The organism is Pseudoalteromonas luteoviolacea NCIMB 1944 (assembly GCF_001625565.1).
GTDB classification, from domain to species: domain Bacteria; phylum Pseudomonadota; class Gammaproteobacteria; order Enterobacterales; family Alteromonadaceae; genus Pseudoalteromonas; species Pseudoalteromonas luteoviolacea_F.
The window spans coordinates 35,819-60,214 of the sequence record NZ_AUXS01000041.1 but is presented as its reverse complement, the minus strand read 5'-3'; the positions used below and the strand labels follow the sequence as shown (position 1 = coordinate 60,214).

Annotated in this window: 18 protein-coding genes and 1 pseudogene; 10 read left to right on the top strand and 9 right to left on the bottom strand. The window is 42.0% G+C overall.

The window, feature by feature from the left end; translation table 11 throughout:
* Window positions 1-6: 6 nt before the first annotated feature.
* The gene (locus N483_RS15250; protein WP_036976941.1) at window positions 7-894 is read right to left on the bottom strand and encodes a LysR substrate-binding domain-containing protein; all 888 of its coding nucleotides are present in this window, start codon (window positions 892-894) and stop codon (window positions 7-9) included.
* 292 nt (window positions 895-1,186) lie between these two features.
* On the opposite strand from N483_RS15250, the pseudogene metE reads away from it, so the two are divergent.
* Window positions 1,187-3,469 (top strand): annotated as a pseudogene (gene metE, locus N483_RS15245) (5-methyltetrahydropteroyltriglutamate--homocysteine S-methyltransferase).
* Between the two features lie 90 nt (window positions 3,470-3,559).
* Here the strand turns inward: metE and N483_RS15240 are convergent.
* A complete protein-coding gene (locus N483_RS15240) occupies window positions 3,560-5,962 on the bottom strand; it encodes an EAL domain-containing protein (protein WP_419555111.1) in 2,403 nt (800 codons plus the stop codon).
* A gap of 288 nt (window positions 5,963-6,250) precedes the next feature.
* On the opposite strand from N483_RS15240, the gene pyrC reads away from it, so the two are divergent.
* From pyrC to N483_RS15225, 3 genes are all read left to right on the top strand, one after another.
* Entirely contained in the window at window positions 6,251-7,291 is a 1,041-nt protein-coding gene (gene pyrC / locus N483_RS15235) for a dihydroorotase (RefSeq protein ID WP_036976934.1), read from the top strand.
* 799 nt (window positions 7,292-8,090) lie between these two features.
* On the top strand, window positions 8,091-8,396 hold the full coding sequence (locus tag N483_RS15230) for an H-NS histone family protein (protein ID WP_023400905.1): 306 nt from the start codon (window positions 8,091-8,093) through the stop codon (window positions 8,394-8,396).
* A 345-nt stretch (window positions 8,397-8,741) separates the two neighbouring features.
* Window positions 8,742-10,484, top strand: coding sequence for a DEAD/DEAH box helicase (locus N483_RS15225; RefSeq protein WP_036976940.1), 1,743 nt, complete (start codon window positions 8,742-8,744; stop codon window positions 10,482-10,484).
* A 48-nt stretch (window positions 10,485-10,532) separates the two neighbouring features.
* Here the strand turns inward: N483_RS15225 and N483_RS15220 are convergent, their stop codons facing one another.
* Window positions 10,533-10,862: a ribonuclease E inhibitor RraB gene (locus N483_RS15220; RefSeq protein WP_023400903.1), complete on the bottom strand. Its 330-nt coding sequence runs from the start codon at window positions 10,860-10,862 to the stop codon at window positions 10,533-10,535.
* A gap of 168 nt (window positions 10,863-11,030) precedes the next feature.
* On the opposite strand from N483_RS15220, the gene N483_RS15215 reads away from it, so the two are divergent.
* Genes N483_RS15215 through N483_RS15200 form a run of 4 tightly spaced genes read left to right on the top strand, consistent with a single transcriptional unit; the run spans window position 11,031 to window position 18,172 of the window.
* A complete protein-coding gene (locus N483_RS15215; protein WP_023400902.1) occupies window positions 11,031-12,752 on the top strand; it encodes an autotransporter assembly complex protein TamA in 1,722 nt (573 codons plus the stop codon).
* Window positions 12,749-16,474: a translocation/assembly module TamB domain-containing protein gene (locus N483_RS15210; protein ID WP_023400901.1), complete on the top strand. Its 3,726-nt coding sequence runs from the start codon at window positions 12,749-12,751 to the stop codon at window positions 16,472-16,474. The genes N483_RS15215 and N483_RS15210 overlap by 4 nt, the downstream gene beginning before the upstream one ends.
* Complete coding sequence (locus N483_RS15205; protein WP_023400900.1) at window positions 16,474-17,307, top strand: transporter substrate-binding domain-containing protein; 834 nt, start codon at window positions 16,474-16,476, stop codon at window positions 17,305-17,307. The genes N483_RS15210 and N483_RS15205 overlap by 1 nt, the downstream gene beginning before the upstream one ends.
* A gap of 40 nt (window positions 17,308-17,347) precedes the next feature.
* Complete coding sequence (locus N483_RS15200; protein ID WP_023400899.1) at window positions 17,348-18,172, top strand: peptidylprolyl isomerase; 825 nt, start codon at window positions 17,348-17,350, stop codon at window positions 18,170-18,172.
* A gap of 37 nt (window positions 18,173-18,209) precedes the next feature.
* Here N483_RS15200 and queF read toward each other — a convergent pair whose 3' ends face one another.
* Window positions 18,210-19,055 carry an NADPH-dependent 7-cyano-7-deazaguanine reductase QueF gene (gene queF, locus N483_RS15195; protein WP_023400898.1) on the bottom strand — a complete coding sequence of 282 codons (846 nt, stop codon included), beginning with the start codon at window positions 19,053-19,055 and terminating at the stop codon, window positions 18,210-18,212.
* A gap of 60 nt (window positions 19,056-19,115) precedes the next feature.
* On the opposite strand from queF, the gene syd reads away from it, so the two are divergent.
* Window positions 19,116-19,664, top strand: coding sequence for a SecY-interacting protein (gene syd / locus N483_RS15190; RefSeq protein ID WP_023400897.1), 549 nt, complete (start codon window positions 19,116-19,118; stop codon window positions 19,662-19,664).
* Here the strand turns inward: syd and N483_RS15185 are convergent.
* From N483_RS15185 to N483_RS15175, 3 genes are all read right to left on the bottom strand, one after another.
* The gene (locus N483_RS15185; protein WP_023400896.1) at window positions 19,658-20,431 is read right to left on the bottom strand and encodes a Zn-ribbon-containing protein; all 774 of its coding nucleotides are present in this window, start codon (window positions 20,429-20,431) and stop codon (window positions 19,658-19,660) included. The two genes, syd and N483_RS15185, sit on opposite strands and share 7 nt — an antisense overlap.
* Window position 20,432: 1 nt before the next feature.
* On the bottom strand, window positions 20,433-20,696 hold the full coding sequence (locus tag N483_RS15180; protein WP_023400895.1) for a hypothetical protein: 264 nt from the start codon (window positions 20,694-20,696) through the stop codon (window positions 20,433-20,435).
* Between the two features lie 87 nt (window positions 20,697-20,783).
* Complete coding sequence (locus N483_RS15175) at window positions 20,784-21,011, bottom strand: DUF2789 domain-containing protein (RefSeq protein WP_023400894.1); 228 nt, start codon at window positions 21,009-21,011, stop codon at window positions 20,784-20,786.
* A gap of 138 nt (window positions 21,012-21,149) precedes the next feature.
* On the opposite strand from N483_RS15175, the gene N483_RS15170 reads away from it, so the two are divergent.
* Complete coding sequence (locus N483_RS15170; RefSeq protein WP_023400893.1) at window positions 21,150-21,815, top strand: GNAT family N-acetyltransferase; 666 nt, start codon at window positions 21,150-21,152, stop codon at window positions 21,813-21,815.
* 1,197 nt (window positions 21,816-23,012) lie between these two features.
* Here N483_RS15170 and N483_RS15165 read toward each other — a convergent pair.
* Window positions 23,013-23,318: a DUF3301 domain-containing protein gene (locus N483_RS15165; protein ID WP_023399620.1), complete on the bottom strand. Its 306-nt coding sequence runs from the start codon at window positions 23,316-23,318 to the stop codon at window positions 23,013-23,015.
* A complete protein-coding gene (locus tag N483_RS15160) occupies window positions 23,319-24,344 on the bottom strand; it encodes a DUF3549 family protein (protein ID WP_036976375.1) in 1,026 nt (341 codons plus the stop codon). It abuts the gene before it with no gap.
* Window positions 24,345-24,396: the final 52 nt, after the last annotated feature.

Sequence of the window (24,396 nt, the reverse complement as noted above, 5' to 3'; positions counted from 1 at the left end):
TGTCTATTATCGGCTAATAGATTGCTTACACGTATTCAAAAAGTGTCTGTAAACAGGGTTATCTTTCATGCTCTTTTTCATGGCCAAGTACATAGGGCGACTGAGGCCGAGTGCGCCAAGTGGAATGGACTTTATGAGTCCCTGACTTTCATATGGTGTTACTAGCCAATCCGGCAGAGCTGCTACACCCATACCTGCACTGACTAGTTGAAAGATCAGGAGGCCCTGATCGACCGACTTGAGTGTGCCATCAAAGCGTGCATTTTGAATAAAGTGCTTAAATATATCTTGTCGCTCTTTTGGGATCGGATAAGAAATGATTGTTTCATCTTTGAGATCTAGTGCCGTGACATAGGCTTTTTTGGCAAGCTCATGATCTGGCGCAACAATCAACTTGAGCTTGAAATCAAAAACGTGTGCATACTCGAGCAGTTCAGGCTCTCTAATGTCTGACGTAAGTACAATATCTAATTCGTCATTTAGTAGCTCAGGGATCGCATCATAGCTGAACCCCTGCTCGTAATCTACGCGAATATCTGGCCAAAAATTATTGAACTCTTTGATTGTTGGTAGCAACCAATGAAAGCAGGCGTGACATTCAACACTCAGCTTTAGCTGGGATATTGGTTGATTCAAACTTTCTTTAAGTCGGCATTTAGTTGCTTCTACTTTAGGCAACACTTCACTGGCTAGCTCTAATAGCAACATACCTTGTGGGGTGAACCGCACGGGTTGGGTTTTACGTTCAAATAATTGACAATCTAATTTATTTTCTAGATCTTTAATTTGATGAGACAAAGCAGACTGAGTTAAAAATAACTCACGTGCAGTGTTCACCAGTGATCCAGTATCTTTCAGGGTAGCAATGGTTTTTAGGTGCTTAATGTCTATCATCATTAATAAATCTCATTCTAAACGTGAGTAAAACTCAGATTACATCCATATTACGCTGTACTAGCAGGTCATTCAACGTCTAGACGTCTACAATTCCACCAGCGATTGTTCAAAATTTCACTAAATCACTATAACACTATTTTTGACAGCGTTGTCATTATTTATTTAACTTTTTTTAAAAAAAATACAATTTAATTTTGCTCAAGTTGCATTTGAGAATCGATCAGTTGAGAAAAATCTACATTAGAATTAATTTTTAGACGTCTAAACATCTAAAGTGGAGTTGTTCGTCATGGTAACTATTCATAATTTAGGTTTTCCTCGCATCGGCAAAAAGCGCGAGCTCAAATTCGCACTAGAAAATTATTGGGCTGGTAAGATCTCCCGCACAGAGCTGGTTGAAAAAGGGCGCGCGATCCGCGCTGAGAATTGGGCTTTACAGGCAGAGCAGGGTGTTGAGTTATTACCTGTTGGAGACTTTGCTTGGTATGATCATGTATTGACGACTTCTATGTTGGTTGGCGCGATACCGGAACGTCATCACCAAGGCTGTGATGACGCCAATCTTGACACTTTATTTCGTGTTGCTCGAGGTCGCGCGCCCACAGGCTGCACATGCGCTGCAAGTGAGATGACCAAGTGATTTAACACCAATTATCACTACATTGTACCCGAGTTGAGCATTAACCAAGCCTTTAAACTGGGCTGGCAGGAGTTGTTTGAGCAGGTTAATGAAGCTCAGCAACTTGGGTATAAAGTAAAGCCTGTACTAATAGGTCCTGTCACATATTTATATCTGGCTAAATGTGCAGGGGAAGAGTTTAACAAACTGACACTATTGGATAGTTTGTTGAATGTTTATCAACAAATATTGGCAAAGCTCGCAGAGCAAAACATCGAGTGGGTTCAAATCGATGAGCCCATTTTGGCACTTGAAATTGACGACAGTTATCGAGCTGCATTAAATACCAGCCTAAGTAAATTATCTGGCCAGGGCGTTAAAATATTACTTGCAAGCTATTTTGGCTCGGTGGCAAATTACTATCAGGACATTGCCTCCTACCCTGTTGAGGGCATCCATTTTGATTGTGTGACTGGTGAGTCAGATATTGAAAAACTCGACGTACTATTGCGTGATGAGCAAATATTGTCTTTGGGTGTTATCAACGGCAGAAACATCTGGCGTGCCGATCTTGAAGCGATATATCAGCAAGTTTCAACGGTAGCGAAAAAACGAGGAGATTGCCTATGGATAGCGCCATCATGTTCATTGCTTCACACGCCTGTCGATCTTGAACAGGAGGAAAAACTCGATTCTGAAATGAGATCTTGGCTCGCCTTTGCGAGACAAAAGGGTACCGAGTTATCTCTGCTCAAGAAGGCATTGTCAACCGATGACAGTACTGCGATTGCTGATTACTCAGCGCCTATCAATGCGAGAAAGAACTCGCCACGAGTAAATAGACTAGATGTTCAAGCAAGGGTAGCTACATTAGCTGAAACAGATGGTCAGCGTAATAATCCTTTTCCAATACGCAATCTAAAGCAGGCGAGTGTTTTACAGCTACCTTTATTACCGACGACAACCATAGGTTCATTTCCGCAGACACAGTCGATTAGAGCTGCGCGACGGGCTTTTAAAGCTGGGGAGCTTGAAGAAGCTACATATCACGCAAAAATGAAGGCGGAAATTCGTGATGCAGTGCTTGCACAAGAGGCGTTGGGTTTGGACGTATTGGTACACGGTGAAGCTGAGCGCAATGATATGGTTGAGTATTTTGGGGAATTGCTGGATGGGTTCGCGTGTACTCAATTAGGTTGGGTGCAAAGTTATGGATCTCGTTGTGTAAAACCGCCAATTATTTGGGGAGATGTTACAAGGTCGCGACCTATGACTATTGAATGGACTGTGTTTGCACAGTCACTAACTAAAAAGAAGATAAAAGGCATGTTAACGGGGCCCATTACACTGCTATTTTGGTCCTTTATCCGTGAAGATGTCGATAAACATGTAATTGCAAATCAAATTGCCTTGACGCTTCGAGATGAAGTCGTTGACCTGCAAAATGCAGGCATCGAGATCATCCAAATTGACGAACCTGCATTTAGAGAAGGCATGCCGCTAAAAGCCTCACAGTGGTCATCTTATTTAGATTGGGCAGCATACACTTTTCGTGTGTCCGCTAGCGGGGTAAAGGATGAAACGCAAATACACACGCATATGTGTTATTCCGAATTTAATGGCATCATTGAAGCGATTGCTGATTTGGACGCTGATGTGATCACCATAGAGACCTCTCGCTCTAATATGGCATTGTTGGGGGCGTTTGAAAGCTTTGACTACCCAAATCAAATTGGCCCAGGCGTATACGATATCCACACACCAAATGTTCCAGATATTGGGTGGATAAAAGGTTTAATTCATAAAGCAGCAGAAAAAATCCCGGTTACTCGGCTTTGGGTAAACCCCGATTGCGGATTGAAAACACGAGGATGGGAAGAAACACGAGCCGCACTCGATAATATGGTGACGGCGACAAAAGAGTTACGAGCAGAACTATCTAGATCAGACTGAGCCCTAATAATTATTTGCGCTTTTTATTACTCATAGAAGTTTAAGTGTGCAAACCGAGATATGCCCTTGCGTGGGCATATCCGGTATTACTTAATGCGAGTGTTCAATTATTTTTGCTGATTGCGCTTGTAAAAAAGCCAACGCTTTTTGACTTGGCATAGGCCGAGAGACTAAATATCCTTGCCCTAACTGGCACCCTTTACGTTTTAATCTTGCCCACTGTTTTGGCGTTTCTATTCCCTCAGCAACTACCTGTAGTCGCAAGGACTTTGCCAGCGATAAAATGGCATCGATAAGCGGGCTGTCTTTTGTTGACAGTTGCTCTACAAAACTTTTATCTATTTTCAAAACGTGAATGGGGAGTTGATGTAAATAGCCGAGCGCTGAATAGCCAGTGCCAAAGTCATCTAGGTATAGCTGCACACCTAGCGGAGTAATGCCATTAATGATCTTAGTGGCGAGGCTTAAGTTTTCAATGAGTCCCGATTCTGTAATTTCTAAACATAAACTACCGCTTGGCAATTTATACTCGTCGTACAGTGCATGGATATACTCAATAAATTCTAAACTTGCAAAGTGCCGAGATGAGACATTGACAGTCATTTTTATGTCTGACACGCCCTGTTGTCGCCAATTTGATAATTGCTTTGCCGCGAGGGTTAAAATATGCCGGTCTAACTCAATAATTTGTCCTGTACTTTCAGCAATGGGAATAAACTGATCTGGCGCGACTAATCCATTTTTTGGATGATGCCAGCGCACCAGTGCTTCAAAGCTAACTACCTTGGGTTGGTTTAAAGTAAATATCGGTTGGTAGAACAGTTCAAATTCGTCATTAATAATTCCATGCTGTAAATCATTTTCTATGTCTGCTTGATGTTTCAACTTGCTACGCATGGCATTGTTAAAATAACGGATCTGACTTCGCCCGGCAGATTTAGCTTCGTACATGGCTGCATCGGCTTGTTGTAATAGTGTGATGGCGTTATCCGAGTCGTGCTCGGTGAACGCGACACCAATACTGCTAGATGCCTGCAATACATGTGTATCTATGGTGAACGGGTTTGCAATTGCTTGTGTCAGTCTGTGCAGTGCTTTTGAGACTTGCTCTTCATCTTGGATATTTTCCATGAAGATAGCAAACTCGTCACCGCCGAGCCTGGCAAATGTATCTGTTTTACGAATACATGTTTGCAGTGCTTTAACTATCGCGATTAAAAAGCGATCGCCCACATCGTGCCCCAAAGAGTCATTGATACTTTTAAATCGGTCGAGATCGAGGTAAATCAGACAGTGCAGGTTTGACTCGGTTTGGCGACCAAGAGATAAGATCGCATGCTTCATTCGCTCTATTAATAAGTAACGGTTGGCCAGCCCTGTTAAGTCGTCGTGTAAGGCCCTGTGTTCAAGCGCTTGTTTAGCCAATCGGCGGTCAATGGCCATACTGATTTGCCGGCTTATATAGGTTAGGATGGTGTAGTGCTGGCGATTAAATGTTTCATGCTGCTCATAGCTTTGCAAAACAATCACGCCTTGATACTGATCATTGACTACAAAAGGCACCCCAAGCCAAGCCTGTGGAGAGCGGCCTATCATTTCAAAATGGCCCTGATCAATATGATGCTGAAATTGCTGATGGTCACACAGTAAAGCGGATTGTGTCCGGATCACATAATATGAAGCGGTATGCTTTAGTTGTGACTTGGACACTTTTTGCTGCGCAAGGCACTTATTACCATCCTCAATTAAATACTCGATCTCGAGCATATCTTGTTTAGTATCGTAGATGCCGATAAAACAATTATTGGCAGGCAACACTGTATTGATTATTTTATAAAGCTCATCGTAAAACGTATCAAGCTCTTGAGAGTGGTATGTTATATTGGCGATCTTCAGGATACATTTTTCGATTAGCTGTGCTTCATTGAGCTGAGAAACCGTTGCAGTGAGGTGATCTACCGTACGAACTTGATATATTTTGGCACTTAACAAATGTGCGACGGTCGAGAGTATTTGTAAATGGCTTGAAGTAAAGTAGTTTTGCTCTGGGTGCTCGCAATCAATGACGCCAATTAATTGTTCTTTATATACCAATGGAACGCATAGCTCAGACAGTGCGGGCTGGGAATCTGCTATATACATCGGCTCTAGAGACAAATCACCAGATATAAAAGGTTTTTTAGTTCGTGCAACATGGCCAGTTATCCCGGCCGCGATAGGAATAGTTTGCTGTGCTACCTCATAGCGTTCACTGTGTTGTGCAACTCCCATACTGGCAACCACTTCTAAATACTGGCAATTTTGATCAGCTAAATAAATTACGCAATCGACAAAGCCGAGGCGTTTAACAACTTGCGAAGTAACGTAATCAAATAGCTCTTCTAAATGGGTAATTTGCAATAACGAGGATGAAAACTGATTGATAATGCTCAACTGTTCTGTTTTTGATTCTAGTTTTTTTTCTAACAGCATAGGCAATACTCGGTTGGACATTGATTGTACGTTATCTCACTTAACAATGTAATCTCAAATTATGTTGTAAAAAAGTAGAAATACCACTGTAAAAAAAAGCGCACAATCCGTACTTCAAACAGGTACTTTCTGGAAGAGAATGTGTTAAGCCTTTCAAGTGTTGATACCTTATATAGTATTACATCAAAATGAACATAGCCGGAATATAGCTGAGCCAGCACATTTCGTCGTCTACAAAATACCTTGAATTGCTTTACTAAAAGCCTTACAGCGCCTATGATCGGGCAAATTCAGCAGTGGAAATTAGCAATGACAAGTAATCAGACCCTTACCATTACTCGCCCAGATGATTGGCACGTACACTTAAGAGACGGTGAAGTTCTTAAAGATACTGTACGCGATATTAGTCGATATATGGGCCGCGCAATTATTATGCCTAACCTAGTACCTCCAGCGACTTGTACAGACACTGCGCTAGCATATCGAGATCGTATTATGGCAGCTGGACCGAAAGCGGGTTTTGCACCGTTAATGGTTTTGTATTTAACAGACAAAACGACGCCTGAAGAAATCAAAAAAGCAAAAGCAAGCGGTCATATTTTTGCTGCTAAGTTGTACCCTGCTGGGGCAACGACTAACTCTGATTCAGGTGTAACCGATATCGAAAAAGTATATCCTGCACTAGAGGCAATGCAGGAAGTCGGCATGCTGTTATTGATCCACGGTGAAGTCACGGACTCCTCTATCGACATCTTTGACAGAGAAAAAGTGTTTATTGAGACTAAGTTGGCAAAAATTGTTGATGCATTTCCACAGTTAAAAATTGTACTTGAGCATATAACGACAAAAGATGCGGTAGAATTTGTTCGCTCTGCACCGGACAATGTGGCGGCGACTATTACTGCTCACCACCTTCTGTACAATCGCAATCATATGTTGGCAGGTGGGATAAGACCTCACTATTACTGTCTCCCTATATTGAAGCGCAATATCCACCAGCAGGCTTTAATTGATGCTGCGACCAGTGGAAGCAAAAAGTTTTTCTTAGGTACGGATTCAGCTCCGCACGCAAAAGATAAAAAAGAAGCTGCGTGTGGCTGTGCGGGAGCATATACCGCACATGCGGCAATAGAGTTATACGCTGAAGCTTTTGAAGAAGCGGGTGCACTGGATAAACTAGAAGGTTTTGCGAGCTTTTATGGCCCAGACTTTTATGGTTTGGAGCGCAATCAGGATACCATTACATTGGAGAAAAGTGCTTGGCAAGTGCCTGAGTCATACCCTCTTGGTGACACTAACGTTGTGCCAATTAAAGCCGGCGCTACAATTGATTGGCAAGTTGTAGAATAACCATTATTTCACACCATTTATTGAGTGTAATAAAAAGGCTGCATTTGCAGCCTTTTTCGAACCTAAACCAAATTGTCCGCTTATCAGAGTTAGCCGCTATAAATTGGCTGCGCCAAACACTAATAACCGGCATCTAGATAGCTCTCGATAATAAAGGTGAGTGACTATTTATTATCACTTTCATTTTGTCCAACATTCTTTATGGCCAAGCAATGCAAAGTGAACGTTTTAGTTATCCATGCATGCTATGTATCTGTATCCCTCGAAATTAGGCGTGTTCGCGCAGTAATTAGTATTATTCGACTATATTGATTTGAGTTCTTTGTAATACGATTATGACTCGATTCTGGTTCTCTTATTTTCATTTTTTAGTTGTGTCGCTTCACAAATGTGTAGTTAATTCTGATGGAGTTGCACTGGTTTTCAGCACTGTCGAAGCAAGCACAGTCTTGAATTGACTGATAAATCTATTAAAAAGAGGTCTGATAACTTAGATAGTTTAAAATTTAAAGAGAAAAGAATGTTGAAAATTTTATTAGAAAAATAGTGATTCCTTGTCAGGGTAAGATAAGCTAATTCTTTATTAAACATGGGCTTAATAAATTTTTGATACATTCAAAATGAAAAAAGTTAATGCAGGTTATGTTAATTGTTAAGATGTACCTATTTTTAATAAAACCTAATTTGATTAAAATAATGTCTATTAATTTGAAATTATATAAATATAATATACTCTCAGTATTAGAGCTTTTTAATACTTCAATGAAAATTGTAATCAACACTTTGTGAGAGAAATCTAATGCGTGAAATAAAATCTTTTATTAAAAATGCTAGCTTCAGTGAGCTAACTAAAGCACATGAACTACTTCAAGATGCAATTGCTCAACAACAAGAGCAGGCACAAGCTAAAGAAGAAGTACTAGCTTTGCTAAAAGAAAAGGGATTAACGCTAGATGACTTAGTTGGTTCTGGTGCTATGGACAAGCGCAGCAAAGTCAGTCCAAAATATCGAATTGAAATCGATGGTAAAGTCCATGAGTGGACCGGGCGCGGTAAAACACCAAAAGCGTTCGCAAACGTAAATTTAGATGATTATAAGATATAAGTATAAAATATTTTTTAATCACTTTCTAAATTGAAAGGAACTATTCGTTTGAGCAGGTGAAGCACTAAATTGCTTCACCTGTTTTTATTTTCAATACAAAACCACTGCGTACCTGCTTTAGTTTATTTATCTTGATAGAAGCCTTCTTCTCTTTATTTTAAAACTATTTCTTTTTTACTTTTGAATTAATTACCTATAATAATTACAGATATATTGATGTACCTTTTATGGGTTTTGTTGGGCAGCTGTATTGTCGTACTTTATGGATGGCAATACCTTGACATAGCTCCTCGTGAAGATTCAGTGGTATACTTTTCTTTTGCGTAGATTGATTACTTGAGGTGCATTATTTATACGCTAAGGCCCTACCAAAAAGAAGCCGTGGAAAACACCATCGCGCACTTTAGAAAAAGCAACTATCCTGCAGTTATAGTATTACCCACAGGGGCAGGAAAAAGTCTGGTTATTGCTGAGCTAGCGAGGGTTGCAAAGCGGAAAATATTAGTACTGACACATGTCAAAGAATTGGTAGAGCAAAACGCTCAAAAATATGAGAGTTATGGATTAAAGGCGAGCATATTTTCTGCTGGTTTAAATAAAAAAGAACTCGATCAGCAGGTCACTTTTGCTTCTGTTCAATCATTGGCTCGTAATCTAGAGCAACTAAATACATTTTATTCATTAGTGATTATCGATGAGTGCCATCGTGTCAGTGGTGACGAAGACAGCCAATATATGCAAGTGATAAACAGGTTGAAAGAGTTTAATTCGCAGCTAAAGCTACTGGGCTTGACAGCAACGCCCTATCGTCTAGGGCTTGGATGGATATATCACGAGCATTACCATGGCTTTATAAGAGGCGAAAAAGAAAGTCCATTTTCAAAGTGCATTTATGAATTGCCATTGCGCTATATGATCAATAATCAGTATTTGACACCACCTAAGAAAGTCGATCCTGCGATTGAAAATTACGATTTTTCAGCTTTAAAGCCAGATAGTTTTGGTAAGTTTAGTGAAAGCGATATGAATAACTTGCTAAGCAACCATACTCGCGCCACTAAAAGTATTATTGAACATGTCTTAACGGAATCAAAGTCACGGCAGGGGGTGATGATATTTGCCGCAACTGTGCTACATGCAAAAGAAATTGTCAGTTATCTGCCGAGTGCAGAGACTGAACTTGTTATCGGTGATACTGAAAACAAACAGCGTGATAATATTATTGCTCGATTTAAAAATAAGCAGATAAAATTTTTAGTTAATGTGTCCGTATTAACCACTGGGTTTGATGCGCCACATGTGGATTTTATCGCGATCCTTAGACCAACTGAATCCGTAAGTTTATATCAACAAATTGTGGGTAGGGGTCTTCGTTTGGATAAGAATAAACGAGATTGCCTTGTAATTGATTACGCAGGTAATGACTTTGATCTTTTTCACCCTGAAGTCGGCAGTGTTAAACCCAATCCAGACAGCGAGCCAGTTCAAGTCCTGTGTCCAGGTTGTGGGTTTGCCAATACATTTTGGGGCAAACTTGATGAACAAGGTAAAGTCATTGAACATTTTGGCCGCCGTTGCAAAGGTATTTTAGAAAATGAAGCCGACGCTGAGTCGGTGCAATGTGATTATCGCTTTAGATTTAAAGAATGTGATCACTGTGGTGCTGAAAATGATATCGCTGCGCGCCAATGCCTCAATTGTGGCGAAGTTATGGCTGATCCAGACGATAAGTTGCGTGACGCATTAAACCTGAAAAATGCGTTAGTCATTCGATGTTGTGGTATGACAGCGGAAGTGATCAAGTCTGAGGTCCTTAAAGTCACGTATTTTGATGAAGATGGGGCTGAAGCAAGTGAAGTGTATGACTTTAATGTCAAAGGCAGTAAATTTTACTTTCATAAGAACTTTGCTAAGCGCGTTAAATCAGGCAGTGCGGTAGGTAAGTGGAGTAGTGCAAATGAGGTTGAAATAACAACCTTGACGGCCCCTGATTTTGTCATTGCAAAGCAACATAAAAAGTATGGCTGGCAAATAGTCGAAAAGATTTTTGACTATAAGGGCAGTTTTAGAGTCGCAGATAAAAGTTAGGATAATAGCAAGCCGCAGCATGGATGGATCTGCGGCTTTATCAGGGCGTTACTCTTGGGCCATTAAACCCCAACCATCCCCGTATCCCTCGTGGCTATTTGCGATGGACTCAAGGTATTGCTCAGTTTGATCGAGCAACTCATGCATTGGGACCATAGTCACGGTAGTTAAAACTTCCCAAACACCAGTATCTGGACATTTCCCTAACTTAGTTTGCGGTGCTAAATCGTCTTTACTGATGGCTTCAATAAAGCGTTCTGCATTATCCTTTTGCTCAAATAATATGTAGAAATCAATTTTTTGCATTTGCGTAAGATCGACGCCTGCAGCCGCGATCTCAGATAACAGCTGACCATTGTCATCGTTTGGAAATTGCATATCATCACTCAATTAGTAAAATTGTGCATATTGTCCGTTATCCTAGCTGAAATAAAAAGCATCGCAGTAAAATATTTGTCGAGAATATGCGGTTGCTTGTGATAGCTTTACCCGTATGTAGCGCTTTCGAAGAATCAAAGCGTTGATAATTTTGCTAAAAGGGTTTGTGTGCCACGTCTAATATATTTTCTGATCACTCTGTGTGTGTGTATTCAACCTGTTTTTGCCAACGAGCAAAAGCGAATTTCTGAGATCAAAGTGCACTCGACTAGTGAACTTGCTGAAGAAAATACGAATCTGTATTTAAAAAAGTACCAAAATACTATTTTCTCACACCGTCAGGAACAGGCAATTTCGGCCGATATACAGTTGGCGTTGCAGGCTGTGGGTTATTATAACTTTGAAAGCGAACTTACTTATTCTAGCCAAGCTCAGGTTCTAAATATCAACTTGTCATTAGCACCTGCATTTCACTGGCAATCTATCGAAGTGCAAATTAAGGGCGAAGGTAGCAGAGATCTTGAATTAAGTTTGTTGCTCGACTCCTTACCGATTAAAAAAGGCGAGCAGATCCGTCATGACTTATACAGTGCTGCGAAAAATCAAATTGAGAGTGCACTTTTAGAGCGGGGTTATTTTGATTTTGTTTGGTCGCAAAGTGCACTGGAGATTAATCGCGCTCTAAAGCAGGGAACAGCAAAGCTTATTGTGGACTCCGGGGTACGTTATCAATTTGGTGAAATGAAGCTATCTGGTACGTCAAAAGCTGCACATTTTATTACTAAATTGGCTCCCTTTAGGCCGCATACAAAATATGATGCAAAGCTATTAAGCGATTTTAGTCTCGCGCTGAATGAAACTCCCTACTTTGCCAGCGTTAAAGTGTACCCTTTACTTAAATTACGTACTGCGGGCCGCGTACCGATCCGGGTGGATGTGACAGATAAGCCTGCCAACAGCTTTGAAGTAGGAGGCGGTTACAGCACGGATCTTGGCGCAAAGTTTCGTGGTAAGTGGAATAAGCCATGGGTGAATGATTTTGGTCACTCCTTCAATACTGATTTGAATGTATCGCAGCGCAAACAAGATGTCAGCGCAACCTATACCATCCCGGTGGAAGACCCTAACACTGATGTACTGCGTGTGCTAGGAGGTTATCAGTTGCAAGATGACTTAACTGACGGGGTTAAGCTAACGGCATGGAATGTACAATTGCAAAGACAGTGGGTTTTGCAAAGTCACTGGGTAAGAACGGCTTTTATCAAGCGAGAGCATGAAAGAAGTGAGCAAACTGGACTCATACTTGATACCGAGATGCTATTGCCAGGTGTGAGCTATGCCAAAAAACAGAGCCAAGGGGGGATGACACCGTATTGGGGGAGCGAGCAGCTATTTACTATTGAAGTTGCTCATGAAAGCCTGATCTCCTCAACATCGTTAACCAAAGTGCACTGGAAACAAGCCTGGCTCAGAAGTTTTCAGGAGCGGCATTTAGTGATACTAAAGGCTGAACTGGGCGCCGTTATTGCAAAAGACTTCGATAAAACTCCGCTCAACTTACGTTTTTTTGCTGGGGGCGATCAAAGTATTCGTGGATTTGCATATCAATCCATTTCACCCAAAGGTGAGCAGGGGGAATTGCTGGGGGCCAAATATTTAGTTACCGCCAGTTCTGAGTATAACTATCAGTTTTTACCCAATTGGCGGGCGGCTGTGTTCGTTGATATGGGTACTGCAACCAATGATTTTGAAGAAAAGTGGGCTGTGGGGGCTGGATTTGGCGTGCGCTATCTTACTCCGATCGGGCCTGTGCGTGTTGATCATGCTTGGGGGGTGAGCAAACCAAGCCGCAGTACGCGTTTAAGTATTGTTATAGGGCCAGAAATATGATGAAACAGCGTATTTTACCTCTGTTGAAAAGTAAGTGGCTTATGCTGCTACTTGCTGGAATGGTGATGCTCACAGTGCTATTTAAGACACATACAGGTAATCGAATATTGCTCTTGGCAGCAAATTATTGTGTGTCGGGTCTCAAAATTGAGCTACTTTCTGGGCGGTTATTTTCAGGTGGTTTGATTCAATTAGAATATACAACGCAAGGCGCAGATGTTACTGCTAAAAACATGCATTTGAATCTTAATTGGTTTGATTGCGCAACCCTATGTCTAAGCGCAAGTAGTGGCGAGCTAAATGTGCGTTTAACAAATTCATCAGAGGTGAAAAGTACTTCATCTGAATTACCTACGAGTGCTTCTGAGGCTAGTGATGAATATATTAAACTTCCATTTTCAATTGGTATTGAGAGCCTTACGGTCAAATCAATGACGCTCAATACAGGTCTGCAACGGGTATCAGCAAAAAATTTAGCATTTGCCGCCCGAGCTAGCGACGCTCATATTCAGGTGGCCTATCTCAGCGCACAAAGATTGATAGTTGACAGCCAAACCGTGGCAGAAAAAAGAGCTTTTGTGTTGCCCGATAAAATTGCGCCTTTGCAGCTTCCTTCGATTTTCATTCCTCTAGATATTGAAATACAAAGAGTGCATTTAGAGGAGGTGACATACCAGACACCGAGCGATGCACCAACAGTACTGAGTGATATTCGTGCTGGTATCAGTGTTAAGCAACAAATAGCAGAGGTCAGTCAGCTTCAGCTTACCTATAAAGATGCATCTGCTCATATGGACTTACATTATGATATGTCGACCAGCGTTGTAAAAGGCGCTTTGAGCTATGGCAATACGCACTCGATTGCCGTGTTGCTTGTTGATGGAGACATGGACAATATAGCTTTAAGGGGTCGTGTCTCGGGAAAAGCCAGCGGCCGTATATCCTTGCAAGTTTCACCTACAGTGGTTAATTGGCCTTTTAACCTCCATGCGCGTCTGTCAAGTTTAGACATTGCTCAAGTGGGTAGAGTGAATCACCTCAACTTATCAGGCAGTGGTAACTTAGATAACTATCAAGCCAATGTTAACGCGGTATTTGATAGTTCAGCGCATTATGATGTTGGTGAAGATGTCTTGTTAGATATGTCGCTGACAGGGCGCTTGTCCATGGTTGATTTTAACAAAAGTCGTATCACAGTCGGTGATGCATTTTCAGAATTGTCAGCTCAGGCTTCATGGCACAATGGACTGAAAGCACAATTACAGGGTCAGTTACATGCGCTTCCATTACCACATTTGGGGATTGAGGAAGCGGCAACGCTATCCGGAGAGTATGAGCTACGGTTTTTATCTGCGCATGAACAGTGGTCAGTGAATATTCCCAAACTAGAGCTGATGGGTATGGTAGCCGATACACCTTTGGAAATTTCACTCAGTGGAGAAGTGAATGACGAGTATATAGGCAAGCTAGAGCAAGCTCGGATCACATATGGCCGTAGCACAGTGGAGGCTACTGGTGAAATTGGTGACAGTGCAGACTTGCACTTCAATGCAAATATTAACCACAGCGCGAATCGTGTTATACCTTTGGATGCGTTGATGGATGCACAGCTATACGTAAAAGGCAGCGTTACAAAGCCGCAATTAAAACTCAATGCGCAGCTCTCCAAAATTGACTTCGAAGATAAAATATCAATCAATCAAGGCACGTTGTCAGCAGAGCTAGATACAGCAAAAGACTACCAAGGGCAGATCAGGCTTGATATTTCTGATATCAATGCAGCACAGCTCAATCACGGAAAATTACAATTTGTTTTAGATGGAAACCGCCAGTCCCATGCTGCTCACTTGTCATTGCACAGCGCACAGTATGCGTTGATGACAAGCCTACATGGGCTGTTTGATAAAAATATCTGGCGCGGACAGATCTCAAAAGGTGCATTTGCTATTGACGATTTAAAAGGCAAGCTTGCAGCACCAGTCGATCTGCAAGTAGGCCAAGATAGATTCAGTTTGGCAAACACTTGTTGGTTGATCAATGGTGGTAGGGCATGTGCCTCGGCTATGTTGGTGGAACAGCAGGGCGAGATGAGTATTAATTTGGAGCATATTCCATTAAACAGCGTAAATAAATGGATAAAAAATGGCGTATCTGTTCAAGGCAAGCTGAATGGCACAAGTAAGCTCTCCATTAAACATGGAAATGTTGCAGCACTCGATACCAAGCTATGGGTTAAGGGCGCACAGGTGGCGATTGATTTGCCGGCAGAGGTCGAAGTCACCGATGAGTTACCTATTAATGTGCTGAATGTGGAAGAGTTTGAAGTGTCATTAGCCTCAAGCGAGAAAAATATTGAGGCTCAGTGGCATGTAGAGTTTGAGAAATTGGGATTGATTAAAGGTGGGTTGTCTTTTGCAAACATGCAAATAAGTCAGCAAGCAACTGGGTATATCCATATAAATGAGATCAAACTACGTCAATTTACCCCTTACGCACGTGCCTATTCATGGCCTGATATAAGTTTAGACGGATCATTAAACGGCACGATCAACTTTTCAGGAGAGCTGAGCAACCCATCACTTTATGGCCAATTACATGCTGAAAACCTGAGTATCGAGTCGAGTTATCTACCGATGCAAGTAACCGAATTGACGTTATCTACAGAGTTTGATGAGCGCCAGTTATCTCTGCAAGGGGGCTTTAAAACACCGCAAGATGGAGTAGCACAATTGTCTGGACATGTAGATTGGCAATCTGAATTGGCGCTAAATGCAAAAATTCAAGGAACAAATCTGCACGTCACACCTATGTCAGGTGTAAAAGTGGCTGTATCTCCTGATCTAACAGTAGATTATGCTGACAAATTAATTGATATTGGCGGAGAAGTGTCAATACCATTTGCTCGATTCACATTAGATGCTCTGCCAGACGAGGCCGTTGTGGTAAGTGGCGATCAGATCATTGTCGATGACACTGAGTCAGAAAAGGATCAAGCGCTTGTGGATTATCGTGCTGATATTGATATCAAATTACTGGATGATGTTCGAGTTGTTGCTCTTGGGTTAGATGCGTATTTGACCGGAGCACTAGATATTGAGCGTCATGTTGGCAATGCCCCTTTGGCTGGTGGAGAAGTATCCCTGCTAGAAGGGAAGTATACGGCGTTTGGACAAGACTTATTAATTGAAACTGGGCAACTTGGGTTTAATGGGCCTTTGGACAAGCCTTATCTGAACATTCGTGCGATTCGCAATCCCGAGACCACAGCTGACGATGTTATCGCAGGTGTATCTGTTACAGGGAGCATTGCATCTCCGCAATTAACTATTTTTGCAGAGCCAGCAAAGGATCAGGCTGAAGCATTGGAGTATTTGTTAAATGGCGAACGGCTGGGGGCTGGGGAAAGTTCGAATAATACGTTGTTAGCTCAATTTCTGCTTGCGAAAAGCATTGATAAAAGTAAAAGATTATTTACAAAAGCTGGAAAAAAGTTAGGATTAAGAGATATAAATTTGGCGGCAAAGGGAAGTGGTGATGATACACAAGTTGAACTTTCAGGTTACATTACACCGAGCGTACAAGTCAGCTATCGAGTTGGTGTATTTGCCTCATTGAGTGAAATAGCAGTACGTTATCGAATATTTTCAAAGCTTTACTTAGAAGCGACGAGTGGTCTCTACGATAGTATTGATCTGTTGTACAAGTTTGATTGGGGTGATTAATGCGCTATTTGAGCTGTTTGCTCGTTGCCTTGTTTTGTTGTTCGACCCTTGCTAAAGAAGCAAAATATGTAAGAGTCACAGATGGGGCCCATCCTTACGTAATTGAGTTGATCGAGCTTGCACTGTCATATCAAAGCACACCATATAAATTACAGTATATAAAAAATATACCAACCCAGAGCCGTGCGATCCGCCTACTGGGCAAAGACAATGGCATCGATATTTTTTGGTCTGTAACCAGCTTTGAGCGAGAAAACATTGCGCGTGCGATCAGGGTGCCAATTGTAAAAGGGTTACTTGGTTACCGCATTTTACTGATTGACCAGTCTCAACAGCACCGCTTTTCAAATTTGAGCCATATCTCTCAGTTACAGTCTTTTCATTATGGGCTGAGGCATGATTGGCCAGATCACGATATTTTTGTTGACAACAAGCTGTCTGTTAACGCCTTTCACGCTTTACCCGGCGCTTTAAATATGCTGACCTCAAAGCGTTTTGATGCTATTCCCATCAGTATTTTGGAGCTGCCTGACATTTTAAAAACCTATAATGCTTTTGCAGAGCAGCAGTTGCTACTTTACTATCCATCAGCGGTTTATTTTTTCGTAGATAAACAAGATAGTGCGCTGTATACAGTGCTCCAAGAAGGTTTAAATAAGGCACTCAAAGATGGCAGTTTTGAACAATTGTTCTCTCGCCATTTTGCCAAGCTTGTCGAAGAGCTTTCACTTGAACAGCGCACATTGATTGAGCTGAGAAACCGCAGTCTCCCGCCCAGTGCGCCGCTTAATAATTCCCAGTTATGGTATAAAAAACAAAATGATAAAAGCTAAATCCACGTTGCTATGTGCAGTGGCTTTACTGAGCGGTTGCATGCAGCAACCAGACAAGCCCAATAAAGCTGTGCGTGCACCTTTTGATATTGTGAATACAGCCCCGAGTAGTGCATGGCGTAGCGTTAACAATGACAATGTAATTCGAATAGAACTTGAAACAGGTCATGTTTACGTTGAACTCAATGCCAAATTGGCCCCAAATCATACCAATAATATAAAGCTTTTGGCACGTGAAGGGTTTTATGAGGGCTTGAGTGTATATCGATTTGTTGAAGGTTTTGTTGCGCAAGGTGGAGACCAAACTGATACTAAGATCCCCAAAAAAGGACAGAAACGGCTCGCAGCTGAGTTATCTTACAAAACAAACAGTGCTTTGAATATTATGGCGTTAGATGGTTCTGATGGTTATGCGATACGCACCGGCTTTTTGGATGGTTTTGCGGTTGGGCAAAATCGAGATGGTACAAAAACTTGGATGACTCATTGCGCTGGTACTTTTGCTATGGCGAGGGGGAATGAGATTAATAGTGGTGGCACTGAGTTCTATATCACACTGGCACCACAGCGTTACTTAGACCGCAATATTACCGTCTTTGGCCGTGTGCTGGAGGGAATGCAACATGTGCAGAAGTTGCAAAGGGAACCTGAAAATGGACGTCCATTTAATCCCATCAAAGGAGTTGAAGTCTTAAGCGACATAGCCTCACAAGACAACAGTGTGTTTGAGTTTTTCGATACTAGTTCGACGCATTTTGAGGAGCTGGTAGCGGCAAGAACCAACCGACCAGAGCCGTGGTTTAAATTTACGCCCAATTTTGTGGATGTGTGTTCTATCACTGTACCAACAAGAAGAAAAGGTTAAAGAAAGTGCCGTCGCAACGGCACTTTGAAGCGAGTAATTACTGTCTGTTTACACGAATATTAAAGCGGGTTGCGTCTTGCTCACTTGAGCGGTAAGGGTTTATATCTAGCCCTCCGCGACGAGTGTAACGGGCATAGACTTCCAACTTTTTCGGTTTGAGAGCGCGTTGAATATCACAGTAAATACGTTCAACACACTGTTCATGAAATTCATTGTGGTCGCGAAATGAAATCAAGTATTTCAGAAGTGACTCTTTGCAGATCTGTTGGCCTTGGTAGCGGATCACGATACTGGCCCAATCTGGCTGGGAGGTGATCAAGCAGTTAGATTTCAAAAGATGACTATACAAGGTTTCAGAAACTTCGCTTTGCTCGCTATGTGCCAATATTCCCTCTTCAGGGCTGTAGGCATCAACTTCAATATCTAATTCGTCAATGCATTCCCCAGGCAACTGCGTAAATGGTAAGCAATTGTACTCATCCGGGCCGTAAAGTGTCACAGTAACATCACAATTTGCTGCTTGGGAGAGATCTGAGGTTAAGTATTTATGTACTTCTTCCTCAGAGGTAAATCGAGTTTGATTAAAGCTATTTAAATATAACTTAAATGACTTTGATTCAATAATATGCGAACTTTGACATGGAAAGACAAAGGTTGCGACTGCAACTTGTGGTTTTCCTTTACTATTTAACCAAGAAAGCTCATAGCCAGTCCAGGTATCCTCACCCTTAAAGGGCAATGCTTGCTCATCGACGGCAATTTGGTCACGATTGAGCTTTCGCGCAATAGGGTGTAGCAAGGTAGCATCATACTGAGATGCATATTCGGTAGTTTTACCAAGCACTGATGCTTTGAGTTCAGGTGCGTTGTTGTAATCTGTCATGTTTCACCAATAGTGGTTACAATGGCCGGAATTATAGCGAATTAAAATGAGAATGGCAGTATGGCATCTTTAACGACCATGATGGAAACGTTACATCAGCAATATGCGACGGCAACGAAACAACAACTCGGGCACCTGCCTCAAATCCCACACGATCCAGACTATCCTAGCGCATGTGAGGTTGGTGAAGCGGATACTTCAGGCAACATCCAGTGGCAAGCGGTTACTCGTCAACCTATGAATGGGTTGGAAGATCTTGCTAAAGCATTAGAAGTAGAGTTTCCAGCTGCATTGCATGCCTATTATGGCGCTGTATTTGCGGGTAATATCCGCGCCCAATTTGATGGCAATGATATTGAATTATTGCAAGTTTGGAATGAAGAAGACTTTGTAAATTTACAACAGAATATTACTGGCCATGTTTTAATGAAACGAAGATTGAAGCAAGATGACACCGTATTTATTGGTTTGACAGACAGAGATGATTTACTGATCTCGGTGAAACTCAATAGCGGTGAGGTATGTTTAGAGTATGTTGGTAAGCCAACACATCATGTGCTGGCTGAGAACATCGAATCGTTTCTAGCAGCCCTAAGCTTTAATTACTGAAAATCCCATGAAATATTCGAAACTAAGTGACACTTATCGCATTTAAAATCGAATAGTCCAAACCATGGTTCACTCAGTGCCCAGTCGCCATCGCAACTTGGGCACTTTCTTTGCCTCTCCGTTTCAAGGTTTTCACCACCAACGCGGTATAAATAATAGTAAACGGGCTTTTTGGTGAGGTAGCGAATACGTTTTGAGAGATCTAAGCCTCTGCGAGATAAATCACTGGATAAACTGGTTATCTCTTCCAAAGCGGCAAATTCACAACGTGTGGCTCCATTGATTTGAATCTGATCACAAGCCTGCCAATCTTCTTGCCATTTTATCAGAGCTTTATAGTCGCCATTTGCAATTGCTGGGATGTTGTATAGCGGTACAGGTTGAAAGTCGTCACCACAATACAGTGGACTACAAGTATGGACATAGGTTGTATAAAGGATATAGCTAGATGGTGCTTGGCACAGATCTGCGCCATTAGCGTGAATATCTTGACCAATCACTTTAACCTTTGGGGCCAGTAGACCCGCTTGTTGCAGCTGCTCAATTGCATGTTTGACGAAGGGACTGTGATGCAAAGGGTGTAATGAGTCTTCGAGTGGGCACATGACTCGAGTAATGAAAAAACCATCTTTGAGTACCGTCGGAAATTCATCACCTATGATCTGACCATTAAAACGCAATGCATTGACAAGCTGGTTTATGGCCTGCTCCGCCTTTTCAAGGGTCGTGTCTTGGTAACAGTCAAATGTTAAATCTACAACAAACATATTACTTCTTCTCTTCCAGTAGTGCTAAGAGTCTGTCCAGTTTAGCCTCTATTCTGTCTAATTGGCTTTTTGGCTCTGAAGGCTCAGGTGCACTAATTGATGCAGATTGAGTTATTGCATCTGGGTTATTTTTGTATGCTGCTAATGCGGCGATAATGACTGGCATAGGCAGTGGCTCTGTCAATTTAGCTTTGACGGTGGCCACTGTCGGAGTTTTACCTTCGGCAAGTAATGTACTGATGGCTTGTTGAGCTGCTGGGTGCATAAGAAAAGACCAAAAAATAAAGCTTAGTTTATCATTTTTATCTTATTTGCCCAAAGAGAGATCTAAGCTTTGAGGTACCTTAGACGCTTATCTCAACAAAGTATCTAACGTATCAATAATTTCACTCCAGTCTGCGTCTTCTCTTAACGACTCTTCAATAAAGTGTTTTTGTCCCTGATTCCAAAATGGCGCATCGACCAACAGTGTTTGGCTAGGTAGCTTATTGTTGTCGATAAACTGCGATATTTTCTCATCACTATTTTCCAAGCCTAGTTGGGAAAATAGTGATTTTAGTGAGTGGTAGCTGTTATCCATATGTTCTCCATTGAACAAGAAATACTCTACAACTATAGTAAATTTACGGCTGTTTTATACATCAGGTTTAATTCAGTACAGCCAAGCCGATTATATACGACTCTCTTTTTTAGAATAAATAATATACAAGGGAATATTATGTCTAATACAGAAGAACAGGTGCACGCCCCCACTATTGGTGCGAAGTTTATTGAGCCAGAAGATATCCATGTTGCTGCTAGCCTACTATTTCAAGCTTACAGACAAGATCCATTGCTTATTCAAATTTTAAATGAGCCAAACCAAAGTAAGTATGATGCGAAGCTTAGGGCGCTCATACGCCAGGAGTTGTCACGTTTTAGCAAGTCGGGTCAACCGATATTAGGTATCTACATTGAACATAATTTAGTGGCGGTAGCGTGTGCATTTGCATCTCATTGTGAAATAGAGAAAAGCTTTGGTTGGCATTGGAGGTTAACCTTAATGATGGGAGCTGGTGTGCTGCAAGCCAAACAAATCATGGAAAAAGAGCGCGCAATAAAAGCACATTTAGGCGAAATGGGGGAATACTATTTCCTATCTTTTATTGCTGTAGATCCACATTACCAAGGACAGGGTTACGGTCATTATCTGCTTAGTGCACTGGATACCTTAGTTCGTGAAAATGACTTTATGTCTGGCATGGCAGTGTTTGTCACACAGGGTAATCAAGTCAACTTCTTTGAAGAGCATGGCTACCATTTAGTGAAAGAAGTTGTCTTTCGATCGGTTTCTGGCGAGTTACTGTTTAAAGCTCGAACAGACGTTTTGGAAAAACCACTGTAAGACTTTTCCTACAAGCTTGTGCGTATTAGTGGGAAGTATCGCGTGTCAGTATCTTAAAATTAACCTTAAGTTATTGTTTTAATTTGCTTTTGCTCAATGTTTCAATAGTTTTTAAGTTATTTAATTGAGAATATATCCTATTTATTAGCGCTAAGTTGCGTAGACTTGTTGGTGTTGAAGGACGAAAGGATGCAAAGCAAAGATTGCTACCAGGAAGGTATCGGAAAAGTTATACACGGGAAGTTCGGAGCGCTTAAGGAACTAAGTGAAGAGGAGCCAAGAGGCTAGGATACAGCACAGGATGTGCAGACATAGGAAATGTCAAAAGGGATAGGAGCACCGACGGATTAGGTGAAGAGGAGCCAAGGTGGCAAAGGATACAGCACAGGATGTGCAGACATAGGAAATGTCGAAAAGGATAGGAGCACCGACGGATTAGGTGAAGAGGAGCCAAGATGGCAAAGGATACAGCACAGGATGTGCAGACATAGGAAATGTCAAAAAGGATAGGAGCGCCGACGGATTAGGTGAAGAGGAGCCAAGGTGGCAAAGGATACAGCACAGGATGTGCAGACATAGGAAATGTCAAAAGGGATAGGAGCGCCGACGGATTAGGTGAAGAGGAGCCAAGGTGGCAAAGGATACAGCACAGGATGTGCAGACATAGGAAATGTCAAAAGGGATAGGAGCGCCGACGGATTAGGTGAAGAGGAGCCAAGGTGGCAAAGGATACTGCACAGGATGTGCAGGCATAGGAAATGTCAAAAGGGATAGGAGCGCCGACGGATTAGGCGAAGAGGAGCCAAGGTGGCAAAGGATACAGCACAGGATGTGCAGACATAGGAAATGTCAAAAAGGATAGGATAGCCTAAGGAAAAGGTATTTAAGGAACAAGTTAATACTTGGACATAGGATGTACGGGCATAGGATGTGCCAAGGGAATTGATTGGAACGCATAAGGACACTGCGTAAGAGGAATGAGTGTAGGATACACGCTGGATGAAGGCAGGGAAGAAGATCGGGTGTGATTGGATGTATACCCGTTCAGGGGATGATGAATGTTGGCGGCTTGCTTGTATGTTGTAGGCAGAGGTAGCGGATACCTCAAAAGGATATCGTCGGATTGGGGCGTGACAAAAAGGGTTGCGCCTTAGTTTCCTTGTTTGATCTCATCAGTATATCAGTATTATCTTTTCTTTAATCTATGATTCTGTGCGGTGGCACATCTACCTTAACCAACATCTGATTTTCTAAGTACAGTGTACCCTTGTATGCATTGTCCCTATCTGAGCTGAACTCAAATAGGAACTCACTTTTTATACCCAGTTGACCATTCTTAAGTACACCCAAGCGACGCTTTTGGCAAGCGACGCTGAGTAATTGCACATTTAGCTTTTCACTTTGTTGAGCTGCGTGCTCACGCGCAGCTTCGGCTATTTGCCGACTGAACCAAAAAAAGCCACATGTAGAAATAATAAGTATAAATAGCCAAAGTGTTATCATTTATGAAAATAGCCTACCAATTGCCCGTGACAGTGTTTCGCTACGGTTTTGCGCACGAAGTAAACCTAATACATGAGGACGAAGCATTGGAATTGCAACCAAGTCTGTGAAAATACTTTCAAAAATTCCTTCAACCTGATTGTTTTGGGCTGCTTTGTCCATAAACATATACAGCCTATCTGGATCGGTTAACGTTTCCCAACCGCGCCCCGCTATCGTCAATAAGATGTCTGCTTCTGTGCTTAACTCTGATTGCAGCAAGCTATCTACTGCTTGTGCGATCAGGCCTAAACCGTGGCTTCCTGACATAGCTCTGAAGTTATTAATAGCCCCGTAAAGTTGTTTGTTTGATACGCTTTTGTCTAGATCTCGCAGTAGGTTTTCAGTCAGTTCCGTAGAGATACTGACATGTTCAAGCATGGCGGCAAGTGGGCTCTGGACTTGCTCAGGTAAATTTGGCCACAAGGCGATTAAATTTGCTTGGTTTTGACTATGAGGCAATCGCATTGCGAAATCAGCAAGTCCTTGTAATGCAAGACCTTGCCAATCTGTTTGTCCTTGCGTTGTGAAGTAGTGCTCGACCGTTTCATAGTATTTAGAAGCGGGACGTTTTAGCTCACACTTCATCAAGGCGTTAAATGCAGCAAGTTTGTTGGCATTAGGCGTATACACATAAGGATTGTTATCAAGCTTGCCCTGAGCTGCCTCGCCTGTCAATTGTGTACCCAATGCTTCAAGAACCATGGATGCAAAGTGATCTCTGCTGGCAATATTTAGTTTGCTTTGCTCATCAAGTGGAAACTTTAGAAACCACACATAGGGATCGAGTGTCGCTTGGTTGTCCCAAAATTGGATTGCAAGCAAAGCGTGACCTCCTAACGGGTATGGATACGGCACCTGAGTATTTTCTATTTGGTCGAATTGCTTTTTGTCTATTTTCGTAATGCGACGACCAATGTCATATACACGCCATTGTGTGCCTGCTGAAGTTAAAAGTTCACCTAAGGTAGAAATATGTGTCGTCATTGTCTGCTCACGAAAGATTACTGTGGCCGCAATTATAACGGTATTTAGTGCG